At 69.3% G+C, this 20102-nt stretch carries 23 protein-coding genes and 1 pseudogene; 7 read left to right on the forward strand and 17 right to left on the reverse strand.

The features are described 5' to 3' along the window. The first annotated feature begins 6 nt into the window (after positions 1-6). The 3 genes from NNI01S_RS29135 (at position 7) to NNI01S_RS29145 (ending at position 3751) form a co-directional block, all read left to right on the forward strand. Complete coding sequence (locus tag NNI01S_RS29135) at positions 7-1776, forward strand: long-chain-acyl-CoA synthetase (RefSeq protein WP_063024027.1); 1770 nt, start codon at positions 7-9, stop codon at positions 1774-1776. A 155-nt stretch (positions 1777-1931) separates the two neighbouring features. Then, positions 1932-2816, forward strand: a complete 885-nt coding sequence (folP, locus tag NNI01S_RS29140) for a dihydropteroate synthase (RefSeq protein WP_063024029.1) — start codon at positions 1932-1934, stop codon at positions 2814-2816. Beyond that, positions 2813-3751 (forward strand): glucosyl-3-phosphoglycerate synthase, encoded by a 939-nt coding sequence (locus tag NNI01S_RS29145; protein WP_063024031.1) that lies wholly within the window; start codon positions 2813-2815, stop codon positions 3749-3751. Before folP ends, NNI01S_RS29145 begins: the two co-directional genes overlap by 4 nt. Positions 3752-3782: 31 nt before the next feature. Here the strand turns inward: NNI01S_RS29145 and NNI01S_RS29150 are convergent, their stop codons facing one another. The 9 genes from NNI01S_RS29150 to sigE all read right to left on the reverse strand — a co-directional run bounded on the left by NNI01S_RS29150 (position 3783) and on the right by sigE (position 10924). Then, positions 3783-4118 carry a hypothetical protein gene (locus NNI01S_RS29150; RefSeq protein ID WP_063024033.1) on the reverse strand — a complete coding sequence of 112 codons (336 nt, stop codon included), beginning with the start codon at positions 4116-4118 and terminating at the stop codon, positions 3783-3785. Positions 4119-4343: 225 nt separating this feature from the next. After that, entirely contained in the window at positions 4344-5420 is a 1077-nt protein-coding gene (locus NNI01S_RS29155) for an XdhC family protein (RefSeq protein WP_063024035.1), read from the reverse strand. Positions 5421-5507: 87 nt separating this feature from the next. Then, positions 5508-5843, reverse strand: a complete 336-nt coding sequence (locus NNI01S_RS29160; protein ID WP_157115067.1) for a hypothetical protein — start codon at positions 5841-5843, stop codon at positions 5508-5510. A gap of 22 nt (positions 5844-5865) precedes the next feature. Further along, on the reverse strand, positions 5866-6393 hold the full coding sequence (locus tag NNI01S_RS29165; RefSeq protein WP_063024038.1) for a hypothetical protein: 528 nt from the start codon (positions 6391-6393) through the stop codon (positions 5866-5868). Positions 6394-6895: 502 nt separating this feature from the next. Continuing rightward, complete coding sequence (locus NNI01S_RS29170; RefSeq protein WP_063024039.1) at positions 6896-7753, reverse strand: hypothetical protein; 858 nt, start codon at positions 7751-7753, stop codon at positions 6896-6898. 52 nt (positions 7754-7805) lie between these two features. Next, positions 7806-8222 carry a Sec-independent protein translocase protein TatB gene (gene tatB, locus NNI01S_RS29175; protein WP_063024040.1) on the reverse strand — a complete coding sequence of 139 codons (417 nt, stop codon included), beginning with the start codon at positions 8220-8222 and terminating at the stop codon, positions 7806-7808. Between the two features lie 33 nt (positions 8223-8255). After that, the gene (locus NNI01S_RS29180) at positions 8256-9794 is read right to left on the reverse strand and encodes a S1C family serine protease (RefSeq protein ID WP_063024041.1); all 1539 of its coding nucleotides are present in this window, start codon (positions 9792-9794) and stop codon (positions 8256-8258) included. A 10-nt stretch (positions 9795-9804) separates the two neighbouring features. Next, on the reverse strand, positions 9805-10203 hold the full coding sequence (locus tag NNI01S_RS29185) for a hypothetical protein (protein WP_063024042.1): 399 nt from the start codon (positions 10201-10203) through the stop codon (positions 9805-9807). 61 nt (positions 10204-10264) lie between these two features. Beyond that, positions 10265-10924: an RNA polymerase sigma factor SigE gene (gene sigE, locus NNI01S_RS29190; protein WP_063024044.1), complete on the reverse strand. Its 660-nt coding sequence runs from the start codon at positions 10922-10924 to the stop codon at positions 10265-10267. Positions 10925-11208: 284 nt separating this feature from the next. On the opposite strand from sigE, the gene NNI01S_RS29195 reads away from it, so the two are divergent. From NNI01S_RS29195 to NNI01S_RS29205, 3 genes are all read left to right on the forward strand, one after another. Further along, positions 11209-11841 (forward strand): O-methyltransferase, encoded by a 633-nt coding sequence (locus NNI01S_RS29195; protein WP_435825129.1) that lies wholly within the window; start codon positions 11209-11211, stop codon positions 11839-11841. Positions 11842-11920: 79 nt separating this feature from the next. Continuing rightward, positions 11921-12154, forward strand: coding sequence for a hypothetical protein (locus NNI01S_RS29200; RefSeq protein ID WP_157115068.1), 234 nt, complete (start codon positions 11921-11923; stop codon positions 12152-12154). Between the two features lie 234 nt (positions 12155-12388). After that, the gene (locus NNI01S_RS29205) at positions 12389-12619 is read left to right on the forward strand and encodes a hypothetical protein (protein ID WP_063024048.1); all 231 of its coding nucleotides are present in this window, start codon (positions 12389-12391) and stop codon (positions 12617-12619) included. A gap of 10 nt (positions 12620-12629) precedes the next feature. On the opposite strand, the gene glgC is transcribed toward NNI01S_RS29205, so the two are convergent. After that, the gene (gene glgC / locus NNI01S_RS29210) at positions 12630-13844 is read right to left on the reverse strand and encodes a glucose-1-phosphate adenylyltransferase (protein WP_063024050.1); all 1215 of its coding nucleotides are present in this window, start codon (positions 13842-13844) and stop codon (positions 12630-12632) included. Positions 13845-13981: 137 nt separating this feature from the next. Between glgC and glgA the strand changes: the two genes are divergently transcribed. Continuing rightward, positions 13982-15136, forward strand: a complete 1155-nt coding sequence (gene glgA, locus NNI01S_RS29215) for a glycogen synthase (protein ID WP_063024090.1) — start codon at positions 13982-13984, stop codon at positions 15134-15136. A gap of 9 nt (positions 15137-15145) precedes the next feature. Here glgA and NNI01S_RS29220 read toward each other — a convergent pair whose 3' ends face one another. The 7 genes and pseudogenes from NNI01S_RS29220 to NNI01S_RS36420 form a co-directional block, all read right to left on the reverse strand. Beyond that, entirely contained in the window at positions 15146-16021 is an 876-nt protein-coding gene (locus NNI01S_RS29220; protein WP_063024052.1) for a putative RNA methyltransferase, read from the reverse strand. Further along, on the reverse strand, positions 16022-16189 hold the full coding sequence (locus tag NNI01S_RS33935) for a DUF3117 domain-containing protein (protein ID WP_011211259.1): 168 nt from the start codon (positions 16187-16189) through the stop codon (positions 16022-16024). 141 nt (positions 16190-16330) lie between these two features. Continuing rightward, a complete protein-coding gene (locus NNI01S_RS29225) occupies positions 16331-16924 on the reverse strand; it encodes a DNA-3-methyladenine glycosylase I (protein WP_084489382.1) in 594 nt (197 codons plus the stop codon). After that, positions 16921-17241: a DivIVA domain-containing protein gene (locus NNI01S_RS29230; protein ID WP_063024054.1), complete on the reverse strand. Its 321-nt coding sequence runs from the start codon at positions 17239-17241 to the stop codon at positions 16921-16923. The genes NNI01S_RS29225 and NNI01S_RS29230 overlap by 4 nt, the downstream gene beginning before the upstream one ends. Positions 17242-17260: 19 nt before the next feature. After that, on the reverse strand, positions 17261-18397 hold the full coding sequence (locus NNI01S_RS29235) for an Mrp/NBP35 family ATP-binding protein (RefSeq protein WP_063024056.1): 1137 nt from the start codon (positions 18395-18397) through the stop codon (positions 17261-17263). A 19-nt stretch (positions 18398-18416) separates the two neighbouring features. After that, a complete protein-coding gene (locus NNI01S_RS29240) occupies positions 18417-19280 on the reverse strand; it encodes a lytic transglycosylase domain-containing protein (protein ID WP_063024058.1) in 864 nt (287 codons plus the stop codon). A gap of 113 nt (positions 19281-19393) precedes the next feature. Continuing rightward, positions 19394-20102, reverse strand: a pseudogene (locus NNI01S_RS36420) (lytic transglycosylase); the annotation flags it as partial.

Genomic DNA, 20102 nt, shown 5'->3' on the forward strand with positions numbered 1-20102 from the left:
GAAGACGTGAGCACCGACGCCCGCTCGACGGTGAGTTTGTTCGACCTGGCCCGCAGCCTTCCCGCGATGGCTCTGGACGCGCCCGGGATGCTCCGCAATGCCCTGAGCATGCTGGTGACGCCGGACGCCAAGGCCTCGGTGGGGCTGTACTTCCAACGCAACGCCCACCGGCACCCCGACCGCTTGTTCTTGCGCTTCGAGGGCGCGACCTACACCTACGGGACGGCCAACGCGCAGGTGAACCGGTATGCGAGCGTGCTCGCTGCGCACGGAGTGCGGCGCGGCGACGTGGTCGGCGTGCTGATGACCAACCGGCCGGAGACGCTGTTCGTCGTGCTGGCGACGGTCAAGCTCGGAGCAACCGTCGGCCTGCTCAACCACCATCAGCGCGACCAGGTGCTGACGCACAGCCTCGGCCTGCTCGACAGCGTGCTGAACGTGGTCGGCGCGGAATGCGCGGACGCGATCGACTCGCTGCCCGAGCCGCCCCGCAACGTCCTCGCCGCGGACGAACTCGATCAGGCTGCCCGCGACGCCGACGACGCCGACCCGCCGAGCTGCGCGGAAGTCACCGCGCGCGAGCGGGCATTCCTCATCTTCACCTCCGGCACCACCGGACTGCCGAAGGCCAGCGTGATGACCCATCTGCGCTGGACCAAGAGCATGGCCGGGCTGGGTGGCCTCGGAATTCGCCTGCGCGGCAACGACACCATGTACTGCTGCCTGCCGCTGTACCACAACAACGCGCTCACCGTCGCGTTGTCCGCGGTGCTGGCCTCCGGCGGCACGCTCGCCCTCAGCCGGGGCTTCTCCGCGTCCCGCTTCTGGGACGAGGTCATCCGGGAGCAGGCGACGGCGTTCATCTACATCGGCGAGCTGTGCCGCTACCTCGTCAACCAGCCGGCCAAGCCGACCGACCGGCAGCACCTGGTCCGCCTCGCCGTCGGCAACGGGCTGCGTCCGGAACTGTGGGACGAGTTCAAATCCCGGTTCGGCATCGAGCGAATCGTGGAGTTCTACGGCGCGAGCGAGGCGAACATCGCGTTCGTCAACGCCTTCGGCGTGGACCGCACGGCAGGCTTCGGTCCACTGCCCTATGCCGTCGTGGAGTACGACGAGGAGACCGGAAAGGTCAAGCGCGACAAGAACGGACGCCTGCGCCGGGTCGGCACCGGCGGCGTCGGGCTCCTGCTGGCCAAGGTGACCGACCGCTCTCCGTTCGACGGTTACACCGACAAGGCCGCCTCCGAAGCCAAGCTGGTGCGCGACGGCTTCGAGTCCGGTGACGTCTGGTTCGACACCGGCGATCTGGTGCGTGAGCAGGGCTGGCATCACATCGCGTTCGTGGACCGGCTCGGCGACACGTTCCGCTGGAAGGGGGAGAACGTGGCGACCACCGAGGTGGAGGGCGCGCTGAGCAAGGCGGAGTCGATCGCCCAGGCGGTGGTCTACGGCGTGGACATCCCCGGCGCCGACGGCAAGGCGGGCATGGCCGCGGTGACGCTGCGTCCCGGCGCGGAATTCGACGGGGCGGCGGTGGCGAAGCTGGCCTACGGGCAGTTGCCCGGGTATGCCGTTCCGCTGTTCCTTCGCATCGTCCACGAACTGGAACAGACCTCGACGTTCAAGAGCCGCAAAGTCGAACTGCGCAAGCAGGGCTACACCCCGGATCCGGACAGCACGCTCTACGTACTCGCGGGCCGCGCGGAGGGTTACGTCCCCGCCTACGACGACTACGCCGCCGACGTAGCCGCGGGACGTGCGCCCAAGGGCTGACGGCCCTCCGCCGAAAGGTTCCGGCGCAGGACTGCGCGCTGATCCCGCGTCACCGGACTGGTACGGTCTGGGAATTAGGAGATGTGGAGCAACCGACGGACATCCCTGTCTCCTGATCTGTACGGCCTGAATTCGCGGAGAGGCGGGACAGCGACATGTTCAGCTCGGCCGCGGCGCCGCTTCCCACGCTGTGCGGCAGGCCGGTGGCGACGGATCGAGCGCTGGTGATGGCGATCGTGAATCGCACGCCCGATTCGTTCTACGACCGAGGCGCCACCTTCACCGATGCGGCGGCCATGGACGCGGTGGCGCGCGCGGTGGACGAGGGCGCCGACCTCGTCGACATCGGCGGCGTGAAAGCCGGTCCGGGCGATTCGGTGGACGCGGTCGAGGAGACGCGCCGGGTGGTGCCGTTCGTGGCGGCGATCCGCGCGAAGTACCCGGAGCTACTGATCAGCATCGACACGTGGCGCTCGGAGGTGGCGCGGGTGGCGGTGGGCGAAGGGGCGGATCTGATCAACGACACCTGGGCCGGCGCCGATCCCGATCTCGTCTCGGTCGCCGCCGAGCACGGCGCGGGTGTGGTGTGCAGTCATACCGGTGGCGCGGTGCCGCGCACCAGGCCGCATCGGGTCCGCTACGCCGACGTGGTGGGCGAGGTCACCGACACCGTGGTGCGCGCCGCGGAGAACGCGCTCGCGGCGGGCGTGCGGCGGGATTCGATTCTGATCGATCCGACCCACGATTTCGGCAAGAACACTTATCACGGTCTCGAACTGTTGCGCGGAGTCGACGTTCTTGTAAAAACCGGATGGCCAGTCTTGATGGCGCTGAGCAACAAGGATTTCATCGGGGAGACTCTAGGTGTCGGTCTTTCCGAACGGCTGGAAGGCACCTTGGCGGCGACAGCGTGGTCGGCGGCGGCAGGCGCCCGAGTCTTCCGTGTCCACGAAGTCGCCGCGACCCGGCGGGTCGTGGACATGATCGCCGCGATCCAGGGCATCCGGCCCCCCGCACGAACCTTGCGAGGTCTGGCATGACATTTCAACACCGTGAGCCCGCCTGGGCGACGACCAATACCTGGGACACCCCGGACTGGCGAGTGGACGAACTCGTCGCCGCCAAAGCCGGGCGCACCGTATCGGTGGTGCTGCCCGCGCTGAACGAGGAACGGACCGTGGCCGACGTGGTGGCCAGCATTCGGCCGCTGCTCGGCACGTTGGTAGACGAGCTGATCGTGCTGGACTCCGGGTCCACCGACGCCACCGCGGAGCGGGCGCGCGCCGCGGGCGCCGAAGTGATCAGTCGCGAGCAGGCGGTGCCGGAACTGGAGCCGGTCCCCGGCAAGGGCGAGGTGCTGTGGCGCTCCCTCGCGGTGACCAGTGGTGATCTGATCGCGTTCGTCGACTCCGACTTGATCGACCCGGATCCCGCCTTCGTGCCGAAACTGCTCGGCCCGCTGCTGACGGTCGACGACCTGCATCTGGCCAAGGCCTACTACCGCAGACCGTTGCGGCAGGGCGGCGCGGTGGACGCGCACGGCGGCGGCCGCGTCACCGAACTGGTCGCTCGCCCTCTGCTGGCGGCGCTGCGGCCGGAACTCTCGCAGGTGTTGCAGCCCCTGGGCGGGGAATACGCGGGCACCCGCGAACTGCTCGCCTCGGTGCCGTTCGCGCCGGGCTACGGCGTGGAGATCGGGCTGCTGCTGGACACCTACGACCGGCTCGGCATGTCCGCGATCGGCCAGGTCAATCTGGGCGTGCGTACGCATCGCAATCGGCCGCTGGCCGACCTCGGCGTGATGAGCCGCCAGATTCTCGGTACCGTGCTCGGCCGCAGCGGCATCCAGGACTCCGGTGCGGCGCTGACCCAGTTCCCCTTGATCGGCGACGAGTTCACCGCCCATCGCACCGAGGTTTCCCTGGCGGACCGCCCACCGATGAGCACGCTGCGGCCCGCCTGCGCGGCGGCCTGAACCGCGCCGTCACCGCGCGGCGCGGCTACGGTCAGGCCTCTTCCGGATGCGGGTCTCGCATGTATCCCGCTTCGATCAGCGTGCGGAAGGCCGCGTACTTGTAGACGCACTCGGCGGGTTCGCAGATCCGGTGGCGCTGCATGAGTTCGTGGGCTTCCGCCACGGTGAGCGGCTCGACCGGGACGTGCTGCGGCCTGCCGATGGGGCAGGTCGGCAGCAGGGGCGCGGGCATCCGCTCCGCGAGCGCATGCTGGGCGACGCCGACCCGGCGCCGCCGGTTCGCCGGTCCATACAGCAACCCGATGGTGGCGACCAGGCTCGCTGCGCCGGCGAGCGAGCAGAGGACGGCGATCTGGGTGGCGGTCACGGCGCTTTCTCCTCTCGGTGGGACGGGCCGGGCAGAGCGTGGCGGGGCCGAAGCGCGAACGCACCGTCACCTATGCATAGTTAATTTTCAGCAAATCAAGTGTGGGCCGCGATAGCGCGCCGTGCAAGGTGGAATGGGGCGCTGCCGACGGAGATGTGCGGCTCTGTGTCCGAGTATTCCCGTCGGACGATGGTCCAATCCGCTCTGCAGGATAACTTCTAGCAATCAGCGGTGGATGGGGCCGTCGATACGGTCGAGCGGGAGGGCGGAAGCGCCGCCGCGCTCGGCCAGGATCTGCGCGGCGATCGAGATGGCCGTCTCGTCCGGTGTCCGCGCGTCGAGGTCGAGACCGACCGGGCTGCGCAGTCGGCGGAGCTGGTCTTCTGCGACACCGGCGGCCCGCAGTCGTTCGACGCGCTCGGCGTGCGTCCGGCGGGATCCGAGAGCGCCGACGAAGCCGATGCGCGGGCACGACAGCGCCGTCACCAGTGCGGGCACGTCGAATTTGGCGTCGTGGGTGAGCACGCAGACCACGGTGCGCTGGTCGATCCGCCCTGCCGCCTGCTCCGCGCCCAGATACCGGTGCGGCCAATCCACGACGACCTCGTGGGCGGCGGGGAACCGGGCGGCGGTGGCGAAGGTCTCGCGGGCGTCCACGACGGTCACCCGGTAGCCCAGCGAGCGGCCGGTGCGGCTGAGCGCGCGCACGAAATCGTTCGCGCCCGCCAGGATCATTCGCGCCGGGGCCGCGAAGACCTGCACGAACGTCCGGGGCCGCGGCGAGCTGTGCGCCGCGCACTCGTCGGCGCCCACCACGCCGCAGCGGCCCGCGTCGAGCAGCGCCCGCGCGTCGCGGTCGACGCCGTGCCACGGCTCGATGTCACCGGGTGTCAGCAGCTTCCATTCGGGTGCGGCGTCCAGGGTGGTCGCCACGGCGACGGGCGAGCCCTCCTGGATCCGCTGCTGTACCGCCGCGAGCAGTGGGAGCCGCTCGTCCGAGACGCGCTCGACGAACACCTCGATCTCGCCGCCACAGGTCAAGCCAACCGCGGGTCCGTCGGAGTCGGCGTACCCGAACCGATCGGTCACCGCGTAGCCGCTGTTCAGGACCTCTTGCGCCGACGCGACGACGGCGCCCTCGACGCAGCCGCCGGACAGCGAGCCGTGCACCTCCCCGGACGCGGTCACGAGCATCGCCGCTCCCGGTTCCCGAGGCCCGGGGCCGGTCACGTCGACTACGCGGGCCAGCGCGACCGGTCCGTGTGGCAGCAGGGTGAGCAATTGCCCGAGTATCGCGCGCACCGGAACCGGTCCTTTCCCGAAGGGGTCCGGCCGCAGCGCATCGGGCCCGAGAACAGCCGGCGGATCCCCGCCGTACCGTCAGCCTAATTATTTGAAGGCTATCCGGCGCGGCGACGACGCCTCGGAAGCCGCGCTCCGTTCGGTTCCGTCGCCGTCCCGGGTGTCGTCGGCGTCGGGGTGTGGTCGCTCGACGTGCGGACTCGCGGAATCAGCCGCCTCGATGCCGTCGGCTCGCTGCCCGTCCGGCTCCGTTTCGTCGCCCGTCTCGGGCGCGGTGGCCGACTCTTCGTCGGCGAGCCGGGCCTGGAGGTCGGCGACGGTCAGGTGCGCCTTCGATCCCGCGGGCCGCAGCAGCAGGCTGAGGAGCAGTCCGAGCAGGCCCAACGCCAGGACGGCGCCGCCGATGAGCAATAGCGGATTCACGATTTCCTCCTTGCCGGACACCTCAGGCGTCCGTTTCGCGGAGTTGCAGATGGGATGGAACGGCGTCGGTCTCGAAGTACGCCGTGAAGATCTCGGCCGCCTGCTCGGCGGTGAACAGCTCGTCCGGGTAGACGCGCGGGGTGGGCACGCAGGCCGGGACCGGCACATCGACCTCGGGCAGCCCGAGCCGCGCACCGCGAAGGCCCACGGTGAAGCGGTGCGGCCTGCCGTCGACGGCGGTGCGCACCTCCAGGGTCAGCGCGTCCGCCGAGCCGGTGCACTGCAGATACTCCCGCCCGGGGGCGGAGCTGATCGCGGGGCCGATGTCGGCGGGCCGCATCGGCTCGGCCAGCCGGGTCATGTTCACCGAATAGCGGTGGAAGCCGTCCAGCCTGCCCAGCGGGCGCAGAAAGCTGTCGATGGCCTCGTCCGGGCCGAGGAAGACGCGCAACCGGTCGCTGTAGGTCACCCGGTGGGTGGTCACCGCAGGATCGCCGGGCCGGGCCGCGATGCCGTGCGGCCGGTGCCGGAACACGGAGAGAAGGGACACGGAACTCGCAGATATCGACTTTCGATTACGCATCAGAGTTCACCTATCACATGCGGTTATCGTCCAGCTATTCAATCATCTGTGCATGAACCCGTTCGCGCGAGGTGTGGTGATCTGGACCACAGTGGAAAAATGGCCGTCTTATTGACGCTGTGGATTCTTGTGAACAGCTTGAACGGTCAGCGGGCTTGCTTCTCGAAGGGCGGTTCACTTGATACGCGTAGCGGTCCGTCCCCGAGGTGCATACGCTCTCGAGGGTTTCCACCCATTTGCTGAATCTTGTTGTGCGTGCGGATCGACGCGCCTGTGATCACTGGATCCGGCGTGGGTGGTCGAATCCCGCTGTCCGATGGAGGTGCAGCGGTCGCCTGTGGAGTCGGCAGTGTGCACGAGTCGAACGTGGAGCGAGGGCGTCGCGTCGTCCCCTGCCGCACGGGAACCGGTTCGGGCAGCACGCGATCCGATGTGATCGCGTATGGGCGTCCTCGCACGGAGTCGAGGCTCAGCGGCGCACGCCCATTGCGGGAGACCTGTTTTCGGGATCGTGCCGGTAGACCGGCGTGAGCAGTTCGGCCTCCAGAGGTTCGCCCGTGGCACGGTCGAAGCGACAGGCGATCAGCACCGAGAACAGGTGGTTGCTCGCCCGCTCGTGCAGCGTGGCCAGCCGGGTGGCGAGCAGCCGGATCGCGCCGAGCGAGCCGGGCGGATGCATGCCGTCGATCATCAATACGCTGCCCCGCCCGTCGGGCCGGGGAAGCCTGCCCAGATACGCGATGTCGTGCGGTTCGGGGCCGCCCGGCCGGTACACCCGGCGGGCCGCCCGGTCCTCGATTCCGCGGCGCGCGTCACCCATTCTCGCCACCGCGCGGCGCAATCGCGGATCGGCGGCGACCAGATGGCGCAGACTCGGGGACAGTTCCGGGCCGCCGAGCACGATCAGCCCATCCCGAAGCAGGTCGATCGGGCGGCCCGGTAGGAAATGCTCGACCGCGACACTGAAGCCGAGTTCGCGGAGGAGCTCGGCCAATCGCTGCGGCGCAGCGGGATCGGGCGCGCCGATCACCCGCCCGGCGCGCACCTCGGGGACGAGCACGGTGAGCGAACCATGCCCGAAGAACAGTCCTTCCGGCGCGGGTCCCTGGGTACTCACCTGATGGATGCGGGCCCGGGAAAGGCCCGCCGCCGCACCGATTCTCGCGAACGTCCAGCCTTCGGCATGGAGCTCCCGGATCACGGCACGCCGAATCCTGGTCAGTTCGTTGATGGTCTGCTGGGCCGCCGCCACCCCGTCGGTGGCCGCTTTCAGTCGCTCGACCTTGTCCTCGATCGCGAACACGCGCGCCACGTCATCGGCCGACATGTGCGAAGTCTAGACAGCTGAACAGCGCAATGCGTCTAGTCTTCTTGACGAATCAGGTGGCGTCGGTGTCGATCGGAGGACGTTCGTTGCGGTCCAACGGCTTATCCAGCTTGGGCATCGGGTAGTCCGGCATCCCGCTGTTCGTGCTGTACAGGTCCTTCGAATCGGGTAGTGCGCTGTCGAAATCCCGGAACAGCGAATCGTCACCGTTGAGAAGGTGTTTGGTGACCATCGCCCGTGGAGTCATGCCGCGCAGTTCGTTCAGGTCGGCCAGCGGCTTGCGCAGGTCGTCGAACTCCGGCCCGAGCTCCTGACGCAACTGCGAAGTGGCGCCGCTCGCGTAATCGCGCACCTGTCGCAGACTGCGCGTGGTCCAGCGCACGGCACCGGGCAAGCGCTCCGGGCCGAGGATCACGAGGGCGGCGACGAGCAGGATGACCATCTCGCTCCAGCCGATGTTGCTGAACACGTAACCAGGCTACCTGGCGATCCGACCTGCGGTTCAGTCGGATTCCAGGGTCACCGGCACGTCCACTTGCCTGCCATCGCGGATCAACTGCACGTTCACCGTTTCACCGATCTTGCGCGACTGCACCGCGACGACCAGTTCGTCGGGACCGGTGACCTCGCGATCGCCGACCTTCACGATCACGTCGCCCTCCACGATCCCGGCCCGTGCCGCGGGACCGCCGGCCACGACGTCCGCCACCGCCGCGCCGCTCATCACCTCGTTGGCTACCTGCTTGGTCCGCGCGCTCAGGCCGATGGTCGGATGGTGCATGACACCGTCGCGGATCAAGGTCTGCGCGACCTCGATCATCTTGTCCACCGGGATCGCGAAGCCGAGGCCGACCGAGCCGCCGGTCTCGCTGCGGATGGCGGTGTTGATGCCGATGACCCGGCCGTCCATGTCCACCAGCGCGCCGCCGGAGTTACCCGGGTTGATCGATGCGTCGGTCTGCACGGCGTCGATCACGGCCTTGGTGTCGCTGCCCTCGCCCTCCAGCTTCACCGGGCGGTGCAGGGCGCTGACGATGCCGGAGGTGACCGTCTTGCTCAGCCCGAGCGGCGAACCGATGGCCAGCACGTCGTCGCCGACCTGGACGTTGCCGGACTTGCCCAGCTGGGCGACGGTGAGATTCTTCACATCGACCTTCAGTACGGCGAGGTCGGTCTTCGGGTCGCGGCCGACGATCTGGGCGGGCACCCGGGTGCCGTCGGAGAACTGCACCTGGATCGCGGACCGGTTGGTCTTGTCCTGGGCGGCCATCGAGATGACGTGATTGTTCGTGACCACGTAGCCGCCGCCGTCGATCACCACGCCGGAGCCGGTGGCGCCGTTGTCGCCGACGGTCACCCGGATAGAGACGACCGAGGGCAGCACGGCGTTGGCGACCTGGGCGATCAGGCCGTGCGGGCGGGTGCCGTCGCCGGTCTGCTCGAGGGCGACCTTGCGTGAGGTGAGCGTCGAGGCGGTCTCCGCGGTCAATCGCCCGACCAAACCCCCGAGCAGGCCGATGACGACGGCGACGAGCGCGAGCAGGGCCAGCGCCTTGGGCGCGACCCGGGAGCCGAACAGCACTTCGCGGGCGCTCAGCTTCTCGGCCTGCGGAAGGGTCTGCGGCTTGGGCGTGGGCACCGCGGGGGCGCCGAGTCGGGCGAGCGCCTCGGGATCACGCCAGGGATCGGCGGGGCCGGCCACCGGGGCCGGACCGTCGGCCGCGTCGGGATCGCGCTGGAGGAGTTCGCTGGAGCCTTCCGGGCGGCCGAAGGCCTCGGCCAGCACCGCGTCGGGCGGACGATTCTGCAGTTCGGGACCGGATTGCGCGGCCGGACCCGCCTTGCGCGGTGGCAGCGGCTCGGCGAACGAACCGGAGAGGCCGGACGGCCTGCGGAAGGCGCGCGCGGTGTGCGTGTCGACATGGGGCCGGTAGACCGGGCGCGGGCCGAGCACGGGTGCGTCCGGTGGACGGAGATTCCCGCGGTTGGCCGCCGAATCCGAGGTGTCGGCCGATCCGGAATTCGTCGATTCGGTGGTCACTCGGAAAACTCTACTTGCGCCACCACGTTGTCCACCGGGTCGCGGTGAACGAATCGGTCAGAAACCCGAAAACCGCCTCGTTGCGCCCGGTCTGACCGGAGGCCGGCGAGGGCGCGCTGCCGCTGGAAGCGGCGCCCGGCAGTTCCGCGAGCGGAATTCTGGTCAAGCTGTCGTGCAGCCCGGTCGGGATCGCGACCTGGCCCGCGTGCCGCAACGCGATGCGCGCCTGTTGCTGGGCATCGACCTCCGCGGCGCACTCGGGACACAGCGAGAGGTGCTGAGCGGCACGCAGGTAGGCGTTCATCCGCAGCTCACCGTCCACGTACGCCGCGACCGCCTCACTCGCCAGATGCTCAGTGGGGCGAAAACGGGGCGGACGACGACCGGACGTGCTGGAGTCGCCACTCATTCGGTGCTCACCCTTTCAACCGACATCGACCGGTGTTCGGGCGATGCCGGCGTCCGACGAATCACCCTATGTTCGCGTCAGCGGCGAACCGCTGCTCACTTCCATTATGCGCAAGGTAGTCGCGCAGGGCCTGGCGTCCACGGTGGATCCGACTGCGCACAGTGCCCAGTTTCACGCCGAGCGTAGCGCCGATCTCCTCGTAGGACAGCCCCTCGATGTCACACAGGACCACGGCCGCGCGGAACTCCGGCGCGAGCGAATCCAGGGCCGATTGCAGGTCCGGATCCAGCCGGGCGTCGTGGTATGCCTGCTCCGGCCCGGGGCCCTCGGCGGGCACGCGGTCGTAGTCCTCGGGCAGCGCTTCCATCCTGATCCGGTTACGGCGGCGGACCATGTCCAGGAACAGGTTGGTGGTGATGCGGTGCAGCCACCCCTCGAAGGTGCCCGGCTGGTAGTTCGACAGCGAACGGAAGACCCGGATGAACGTCTCCTGGGTGAGGTCCTCCGCGTCCTGCGCGTCGCCGGACAGGCGGTAGGCCAGGCGATAGACCCGGTCGGCGTGCTCGCGGACGAGTTCGTCCCAAGTGGGCATCGCCGACCGGTCCCCGGTGGCATCGAAGGCAGCAGTCCCGGTCAGCTCGACCGCGTCCTCGACGGAATCGGCTTCGACCGGCAGGATCTGCTCGGGCAGGGTGGCGTATTCGCGCGCCGCATCGACCATGTGGATGGGGCTACCTCCTACTAGGGACCGCAAACGTCGGGACTCGCTCGGTCCGGGTCTGCGGACCGTCACGTAGGGATACAACCGACAACCGGTATGTCGTTGTTCCCGCGTCCCGTGTAAACACGGTCGGTGGTCTTGCGTTGCCCATACTCTTTCTGGTCCTGATATGGCCGGGTTATGGAGATCCTGAGGGTCACCTGAGAAAACCGGCGGCGGAAATGGCGGGCGGCGCGTGTTGTCCGGAACGCCGAGATCACCCGCCCGGCGTTAGCCTCATACCCGTGGCATCGAATCTGGAGCGGAATCTCGCCTACGTGGAGGAATCCGTCGTGGAAGACGAAATCCTCGTCAGCGCGCGGGAACGGGCCACCGAACTCGGCGTGGTACCCGTGCCGCCCTCGGTGGGGGCGTTGCTGAGCATGTACGCGCAGCTGCTCGGGGCGCGGGCGGTGGTCGAGGTCGGCACCGGCGCGGGCATCAGCGGGCTGTGGCTGCTCGACGGCATGCGCGAGGACGGCACGCTGACCACCATCGATTCGGAGCCGGAACACCAGCGCGCGGCCAAGGAGGCGTTCCGCGCCGCCGACATCCCGCCGGCCCGCACCCGGCTGATCAACGGGCGCGCGCTCGACGTGCTGCCCCGGCTGGCCGACGGCGCCTACGACTTGGTCTTCATCGACGCCGCGCCGCTGGAGCACCCGGAGTACGTGGCCCAAGCGGTGCGTCTGCTGCGCGAGGGTGGCGCGATCCTCCTGCACAATGCGCTGCTGGGCGGGCGGGTACCCGATCCGGCACAACGTGATCCGGCCACCCAGGCGGTGCGCGCGGCGACCCGCGCCATTGCGGAGAACCCGGAACTCACCTGTGTGCTGATTCCGGTGGGGGACGGATTGCTCTGCGCCGCACGAGGTTAGCGGTTGTTCGTACGCGAGTCTGATTCCACCCCGGAATCCGGGGTATGCGCTGAGAAAGAACTCAGTGAGGAAAGCAGTTATGCGTGAATTAACTCCCATCGAAGTAGCGGTCATGGGGGATGTGGTGACCGAACGGCGCTCGAGTTGGTTGCGGCCGACGATGTTGGCCCTGCTGTTCGTGATTCTCGGCGCCGTGCTGGTGATGGTGGTCGTGAGCAATACCGATTTCGACACCGGCCCCGAGAAAACCACTCCGCCTCCCGGACCTTGCGAGCCGTTCTGCACCCAGAACGTCGCCCCGCCCGCGCAGTGATCACGCCGTCGACAGCGGCTCTCGGCCCGGCCGAATAGGCCTGCCGCCGAAGTTTTTCCGGAATTCGGAGTCCAGCGCTCACGGCACACCGCGAAAGCCCTCCGCGCAGGCGACCGGCGGATTCCGCGAAAAAGCCACCGTCCAGCCACGGTTCGGCGCAAGGCGCAGCGAAACGCCGATGATCGCCGATACTGGTGGAGGCATGTTCCGAATGGCTCCGGAGGCGGGTGCGACGTGGTGATGATGATGTTCCTCTGGGACGAAGACGAGCGCCGCCCCAAGCCGATCCATTGGGGCCGGACCATGATCGCTTTCGGCGCGGTGCTGTCGTTCGCCGTGCTGATGGTCTATTTGGTGTGCACCGCAGATTTCGGCAGCGATTCGAGAACGACCGTGCCGCGCACACCTGGCCCCTGCGCCCCGTTCTGCATCGGCTCTCCCGCACCCGAGCCGGGCGGGCCCTGATAACGCGCGACTACACCCAGACGCCTTTTCCGACCGTGACGACTCCGCCGTTGCTCACGGCGAAGCGGGTACGGTCGCGCTCCAGATCCACTCCGATGATCTCGCCTTCGCCGACGACCACGTTCTTGTCCAGAATGGCGTGCCGCACCACCGCGCCGCGCCCGATCCGCACACCGGGCATGAGCACGCACCCTTCCACGGTGGCGCCGTCGTCGACTACGACGTTGGCGCTGAGCACCGAGTTCCGGACCGTCGCGGCGGACAGGATGCTGCCCGCTCCCACGATGCATTCCTGCGCGAGCCCGCCCTGGGCGAACTTCGCGGGAGGCAGGTTCTCGGCCGCCCCGCGGATCGGCCAGTGCCGGTTGTAGAGGTTGAACACCGGGTGCACCGACACCAGGTCCATGTGCGCGTCGTAGAACGCGTCGATGGTTCCGACATCGCGCCAGTAGCCGCGGTCGCGGTCGGTGGCGCCGGGCACCTCGTTGTCGGCGAAGTCGTAGACCCCCGCCTGCCCCGACGCGACGAGCGCCGGGATGATGTCGCCGCCCATGTCGTGGTCGGAATCGGCGTTGTCCGCGTCGGCCCGGATCGAGTCCACCAGCACCTTGGTGGTGAAGACGTAGTTGCCCATGGAGGCGAACGTGACGTTCGGGTCGTCCGGGGTGCCGGGCGGATGGGCGGGCTTCTCCAGGAATTGTGTGATGCGGCCGGAATCGTCGCTGTCGATGCAGCCGAAGGCGCTCGCTTCGCTGCGCGGCACCCGGATCCCGGCCACCGTCACGCCCGCGCCGGAATCGATGTGGTGGCGCACCATCTGCTCCGGGTCCATGCGGTAGACGTGATCGGCGCCGAAAACCACGATGTAGTCCGGGTCCTCGTCGTAGATCAGGTTCAGCGACTGCATGATCGCGTCCGCGCTGCCGGTGTACCAGCGCGGTCCGAGCCGCTGCTGCGCGGGCACCGGGGTGATGTACTCACCCGCGAAACCGGACAGCCGCCAGGTCTGCGAGATGTGCCGGTCGAGCGAGTGCGACTTGTATTGGGTCAGGACGCACAGCCGCAGGAATCCCGCGTTGACCAGATTGCTGAGGACGAAGTCGATGAGGCGATAGGCGCCGCCGAACGGGACGGCGGGCTTGGCGCGGTCGGCCGTGAGTGGAAAGAGTCGCTTGCCCTCGCCACCGGCGAGCACGATCCCGAGTACGTGCGGCTGGCTCCTCACACCTGCCAAACTACCGGGTGGAACGCCTGTGAGTGGCCGCCGCGCAGCCGAACGTCTACTTTGAACCGGTGAGTTTCGGCACGGATGGCGGACGTTCGGCGGTGGATTCCGACGAGCGGGACCGGCTTCGCGTCGCGATGCTGACCCGCGAATATCCCCCCGAGGTATACGGCGGCGCGGGTGTGCACGTCACCCAGCTGACGGCGCATTTGCGTCAGTTGTGCGAGGTGACCGTGCACTGCATGGGCGTCGATCGGGCCGACGCGGTGGTCCATCAACCGGATCCGTCGCTCTACGCCGCCAACGCCGCACTGCAGATGATGTCCGCCCAGCTCCGCATGGCCGACGCGGTGGGCGATGTGGACGTGGTGCACTCGCACACCTGGTACAGCGGCTTGGCCGGGCATCTGGCCGCGACGCTCTACGGCGTCCCGCATGTGCTGACCGCGCATTCCCTGGAGCCGCGCAGGCCGTGGAAGGCCGAGCAACTCGGCGGCGGCTACCGGCTGTCGTCCTGGTCGGAGCGCAACGCCGTCGAGCACGCCGACGCCGTCATCGCGGTGAGCGAGGGCATGCGCCGCGACGTCCTCGACGCCTATCCCGCGGTGGATCCCGACCGGGTCCATGTGGTGCACAACGGCATCGACGGGACCGTCTGGCATCCCGGCCCGGTCACCGATGCCGAGCCGTCGGTGCTCGATCGGCTCGGTGTGCGGGCCGATCTTCCCATCGTCGCCTTCGTCGGGCGGATCACCCGCCAGAAAGGCGTGGGCCACCTGCTGGCGGCCGCCCGCCATTTCGACCCCGGCATCCAGCTCGTGTTGTGCGCGGGCGCGCCGGACACGCCCGAGCTGGCGCAGGAGGTCACCGCGGCGGTACAGGAGCTGCGGCAGCGGCGCGGGGACGTGTTCTGGGTGCGCGAGATGCTGCCGACCGAGCAGATCCGCCAGATCCTCGCCGCCGCGTCGCTGTTCGTGTGCCCGTCGGTGTACGAGCCGCTGGGCATCGTCAACCTGGAGGCGATGGCCTGCGCCACCGCGGTGGTCGCCTCCGACGTGGGCGGCATTCCCGAGGTGGTCGACACCCGCAACGGACGGCTGGTGCACTACGACGCTGGCGCCGCGGAAGAGTACGAACGCGGGCTGGCCGCCGCCGTGAACGAGGTGGCCGGCGCCCCGGAGCTGGCCGCGCGGCTGGGGGCCGCGGGCCGCGAACGGGCGATCTCCGAATTCGACTGGTCGCGCATCGCCGCCCGCACGGTGGCGGTCTACGACGAGGTCAGGAAAGGCTGAATCCGGCGATCAGGCCGCCGGGCGGTAGGTGCCCACCACAACAGACGCCGTCACCTCGACGGACTCCGGCAGCCGCGCGAGACGTTCCTGCCCCGCGGCCGCGTGATGCGCGGACGGACCCATACCGACCACGTGCGCGACATCGGTTCCGGCGAGCGTCATCGGATACTCGACCAGTGTCCGGTCGACCGGCTCGAACTGCCCCGCCATCGCGGCGTCGAGCCTGCGGTCCTTCTCCGGATCGACCCGGACCATGTCCAACGGCTCGATCAACTCGCCGAGGTGGCGCTCGGTGGGAGTGACGACGACGAAGCGGCCGTCCGCAGCGAGCACCCGGGCGATCTCGCCGGGATTGCGCGGTGCGAAGACGGAGAGTGCGCAGGCCAGCGCTCCGTCCCGGATCGGCAACCCGCGCCAGGCGTCGGCCAGCACCGCCGCCGCGCGCGGGTGGGCGCGGGCGCACCGCCGGACGGCGGGTTTGGCCACGTCCAGTCCGATGCCGACCGCCGGGGGAGCGGCGTCGAGCGCGCGGGCGAGGTAGTAGCCGGTACCCGCGCCGATCTCCAGCACCGGGCCGTCGGTGCGGTGCGCGGTGACGGCGCGCGTCACCGCGTCGGCGATCCGCGCGAAGTGGCCTTCGCTCTGGAAGGCGGCACGGGCGTCGAGCATGGCCGCGGTGTCGCCGGTCATTTTGGTCGACGCCCCGGTCAGCAGGCTGACGTAGCCCTGCCGGGCGACGTCGAAGCTGTGACCGCGACCGCAGCGCAGAGCCCGATCCCGCGGTTCGAGCGCGAGCGGCGCGGCGTCCTGGTGTGCCCGCAGACATTCCGGGCACGCCAGGACGTCGGCCGCGGCGGCGAGAGCCGAGTCCTCAGCCGGAGCCACTCAGCTCGTGACGCTCTTCAGTTCGTCACCGAGCGCCGCTGCCTCGTCCGGCGTGAGTTCGACGACCAGACGCCCGCCACCCTCGAGTGGAACCCGCATCACGATTCCACGCCCTTCTTTGGTTGCCTCGAGGGGACCGTCCCCGGTGCGGGGCTTCATGGCCGCCATCCTCTGCTCCCTCCAGATCTGCGCGGTCTGCTGCGCACTTTCTTGGAACTCCAGTTGTCACCAACCAGTGAGCTCGCCGGCGTTTGGCGAGCTACACCCGTCCCATTCTTCCCTATCGCCGATGTGGACGGATAGCTGAGTTCAAAAAGTGACCGGTCGGCCCGTGTCGAGCGAGTCGCCGCCCACCCAGCAATCGGCCAGGTGGTCGTCGACCATTCCGGTCGCCTGCATCAGGGCATACGCCGTGGTGGGTCCGACGAACCGGAATCCGCGCCGTTTCAATTCTTTTGCCAGCGCGACGGATTCGGGGGTGGTCGCGGGCACGTCGGCGCCGGAGCGCGGGCGCGGGCGCGGCGGCGGGGCGAACGACCAGAGCAACTCGTCCAACCCGACGTCGAGATCGCGGGCGACGCGGGCGTTGGCGATCGCCGCGTCGATCTTGCTGCGGTTGCGGACGATGCCCGCGTCGGCCATCAACCGGGCGACGTCCTCGTCGCCGAACTCCGCGACGCGCTCGATGGAGAACCCGGCGAAAGCGGCCCGGAAGGCCGGGCGTTTGCGCAGGATGGTCAACCAGGACAGGCCGGATTGAAAGGCCTCCAGGCAGAGCCGTTCGTACAAGGCGTCGTCACCGTGCAGGGGCTTGCCCCACTCGTAGTCGTGATAGTCCCGATAGAGCGGCGAGTCCAGCGGCCAAGCGCAACGGATCAGCCCGTCGTCGGCGGGGGCGCTCACTTCGACTCCGGCGCGATCGGCGTCTGCCAGCGCGCGGCCTGCGCCTCGGCCAGCTGGTGCTGGAGTTCGTCGATCCGCGCGGCCAGCCGCGCCAGCGCCCAATCCACCTCTCCGGCTTTATAGCCGCGCACCACCTGCTGGAAACGCAACGCGCGCACGTCCGCCCCCGTGATCCCGTCCACCGGCAAGACGGTGGCCGTCGTCCCCTCCGGCAGCGGACCGAGTTCCTCGGACCGCCCGAACACCGCACTGGCGAGCAGGAACAGCACCGCGGCGACCAAGCCGACGATCAGCACATACAGCAGCATGGTGAGCATGGCACGAGCTTATGCGGGGTTACAGGTGACGGGTGGTGTCGATGCCGAGCGACATGCCTGCCAGGCCGCGGCGGCGGACGGCCAGTTTGTCGGCGACCTCCAGCAGAGCCTTGGCGGCGGAGTTCTCCGGATCGCGCAACACGATGGGAGTGCCTTCGTCGCCCGCTTCCCGCAGAGCCTGTTCGATGGGGATCTGGCCGAGCAGCGGCACCGTGGCGCCCACGGCACGGGTGAGCCGGTCGGCGACGGCCTGGCCGCCGCCGGAGCCGTACAGGTCCATCCGGGTGCCGTCCGGCAGGTCCAGCCAGGACATGTTCTCCACCACACCCGCGATGCGCTGGCGGGTCTGCAGCGCGATCGCGCCCGCCCGCTCGGCCACCTCCGCGGCGGCGGGCTGCGGGGTGGTGACCACCAGGATCTCGGCGTTCGGGATCAGCTGCGCGATGGAGATCGCGACGTCGCCGGTGCCCGGCGGCAGGTCGAGCAGCAGGATGTCGAGGTCGCCCCAGAACACGTCGGCCAGGAATTGCTGCAGCGCCCGGTGCAGCATCGGGCCGCGCCACACCACGGGCGTGTTGCCCTGGGTGAACTGCGCGATGGAGATCATCTTCACGTCGTGCGCGATCGGCGGCATGATCATTCGCTCGACCTGGGTGGGCCTGGCGTCGGTACCGAGCATCCGCGGGATGGAATGACCGTAGATGTCCGCGTCCAGCACGCCGACCGACAGGCCGCGCGCGGCCATCGCGGCGGCCAGGTTCACCGTGACGCTGGACTTGCCGACGCCGCCCTTGCCGGAGGCGACCGCGTAGACCCGGGTCAGGGAGCCGGGCTGGGCGAACGGGATGACCGGATCGGCCGAGTCGCCGCGCAGCTGCTTGCGCAGTGCGGTGCGTTGCTCGTCGTCCATCACATCGAGGTCGACGGTGATGGCGCCCACGCCGGGCACGTCGGCGACGGCCTTGGAGACCCGCTGTGTGATCTCGGTGCGCAGCGGACATCCCGCCGTCGTCAGGTAGATCTCTACGTGGACATCGCTGTCGGCGCCGATCACGACGCTTTTCACCATGCCCAGCTCGGTGATCGGCTTGCGGATCTCCGGGTCGTCGACCTTCGCGAGGGCACCCCGCACATCCGATTCCGTAACGACTGGCATGGCAGGAATTTTAGGCGTGTCAAATTTTGGGCAAGTCCGCGGCCCGGGGTGCGACCCCCGTGCTGTAGGAAGTCTCCCAGGCCATGACGTTTGCGACGTACGCCATGGAGTGGTTGTACCGCAGGATCGCCTTGGACTGTTGCGCCAGGTCGCGCATGTTCAGGCCACCGTCGCACAGGTACTTCCCGGCCGTCAGAGCGGCGTCGAAGAGGTTCTGCGGATCGGCGATGCCGTCGCCGTTGCCGTCGGCCGCGTAGCGCTTCCAGGTGTCGGGCAGGAACTGCATCGGACCGATGGCGCGGTCGTAGCCGTCCAGGCCGTCCAGCGCGCCGTCGTCGGAGTCGCGGACGACATGGTTGCCGGTGAGCGAGCCGTCCAGCACGGGGCCGTAGACGGGGTTCAGCGGGTTGCCGTCGGCGTCGGCTTTGCCGCCGTACGCGTGGGTGGACTCCACCCGGCCGATGCCGGCCAGCAGCGACCACGGCATGCCGCACACCGGATTCTCGGCCGCAAGGACGCGTTCCGCGTTCTGATAGGCCGCGACGGCGACACCGGGGACGCCCAGCGGCCCGGCCGGCATCGCGGCCGGTTGCCGGCCACTCGGCAGCGCAACGGTTTTCACCAGCGGTGTCGCGGTGGGCGCGGCCTTGGCCATGGCATGCGCGACGAATTCGGCCGCGGCGACGGGCTCGGCGGCCGCCTGCGGCCGGGCGCCCTGGACGTCCTGCGCGTCCGGCGTCTGGACCGCGGCCGCGAGAGGCACGGCGTCGCCGACCTCGGAGGCGGCGGTGACCGATACGAGCCCGGCGGGAACCAGTCCGGTCAGCGCGATGACGGAACTCCGTCTGACGGTGACAGGCGGTTGTTTTCGATGACGCCCCACGGTGTGGTGACCCTCCCATGACTCGCTGTGAGCCGTTTGTTACGGACCAAGGGAGAGGCTACCGCATCCGAGACCTTTTTGTTACTGCTTCGTGATCTGATGCCGGGTTTGAATTACTGCTGGGGAGCGGCAGGTGGGGCGGGCAGCGGAATGACGATGCCGAAGGGCAAGGTGATTCCGGGCTGCGGCGTTGGCGTGGGGGCGGCCTCGGGCGCCGGTTCGGGTTCCGGCGCGGGCGGTGTGGCGGTGGCCGGCTCGGTATCGCCGCGAGGCGCGGGGCCGGGAGCGGGTGGATCGCCGGGGAGCGGGACGGATTCGGTGGTGGCGAGCGTGGTGTCGGGCTGTGCGCATCGGGCGGCTGCCTGGTCCGGCGTGCCCGGCCGACCCGCGGTCGCGTTATCGGCGGGCTTGCCCGCGGCGGGGTCGGCGGGGCCGGACGGCTGGGCCGGTGCGGCGCCATAGGGTTGCTGCGGGGCTAGTGGTACGCGCGCGGTCCCGGGTAGGTCGGGGAACGGCATCGGTGCGGGAACCGATTGCCCCACACACGGATCGACCGGCGGGGGCGGGCAGAAGATCCCGCACGGGATCGGCGGCAGACCCGGGATCGTGATCATCACCTGGGTCGGCACAGGACGCGGCCGCGGCGCCGGAGCCTGGCCGGCCGCTCGTGCCTGCTCCGCTGGATCCGTGGCCGGCGGCGTGGTGCGCACCGCGGACATGTCCGAACCCGGCGACAGCGTGCCCGGGGCAACCAGATCCGGCGAGATCCGCACCTGCGTCGGCGCACCCCCCGTCCGATACGCCGCCGACCAACTCAGCACA

It is taken from the genome of Nocardia niwae NBRC 108934 = DSM 45340, assembly GCF_001613465.1.
Lineage (GTDB): Bacteria > Actinomycetota > Actinomycetes > Mycobacteriales > Mycobacteriaceae > Nocardia > Nocardia niwae.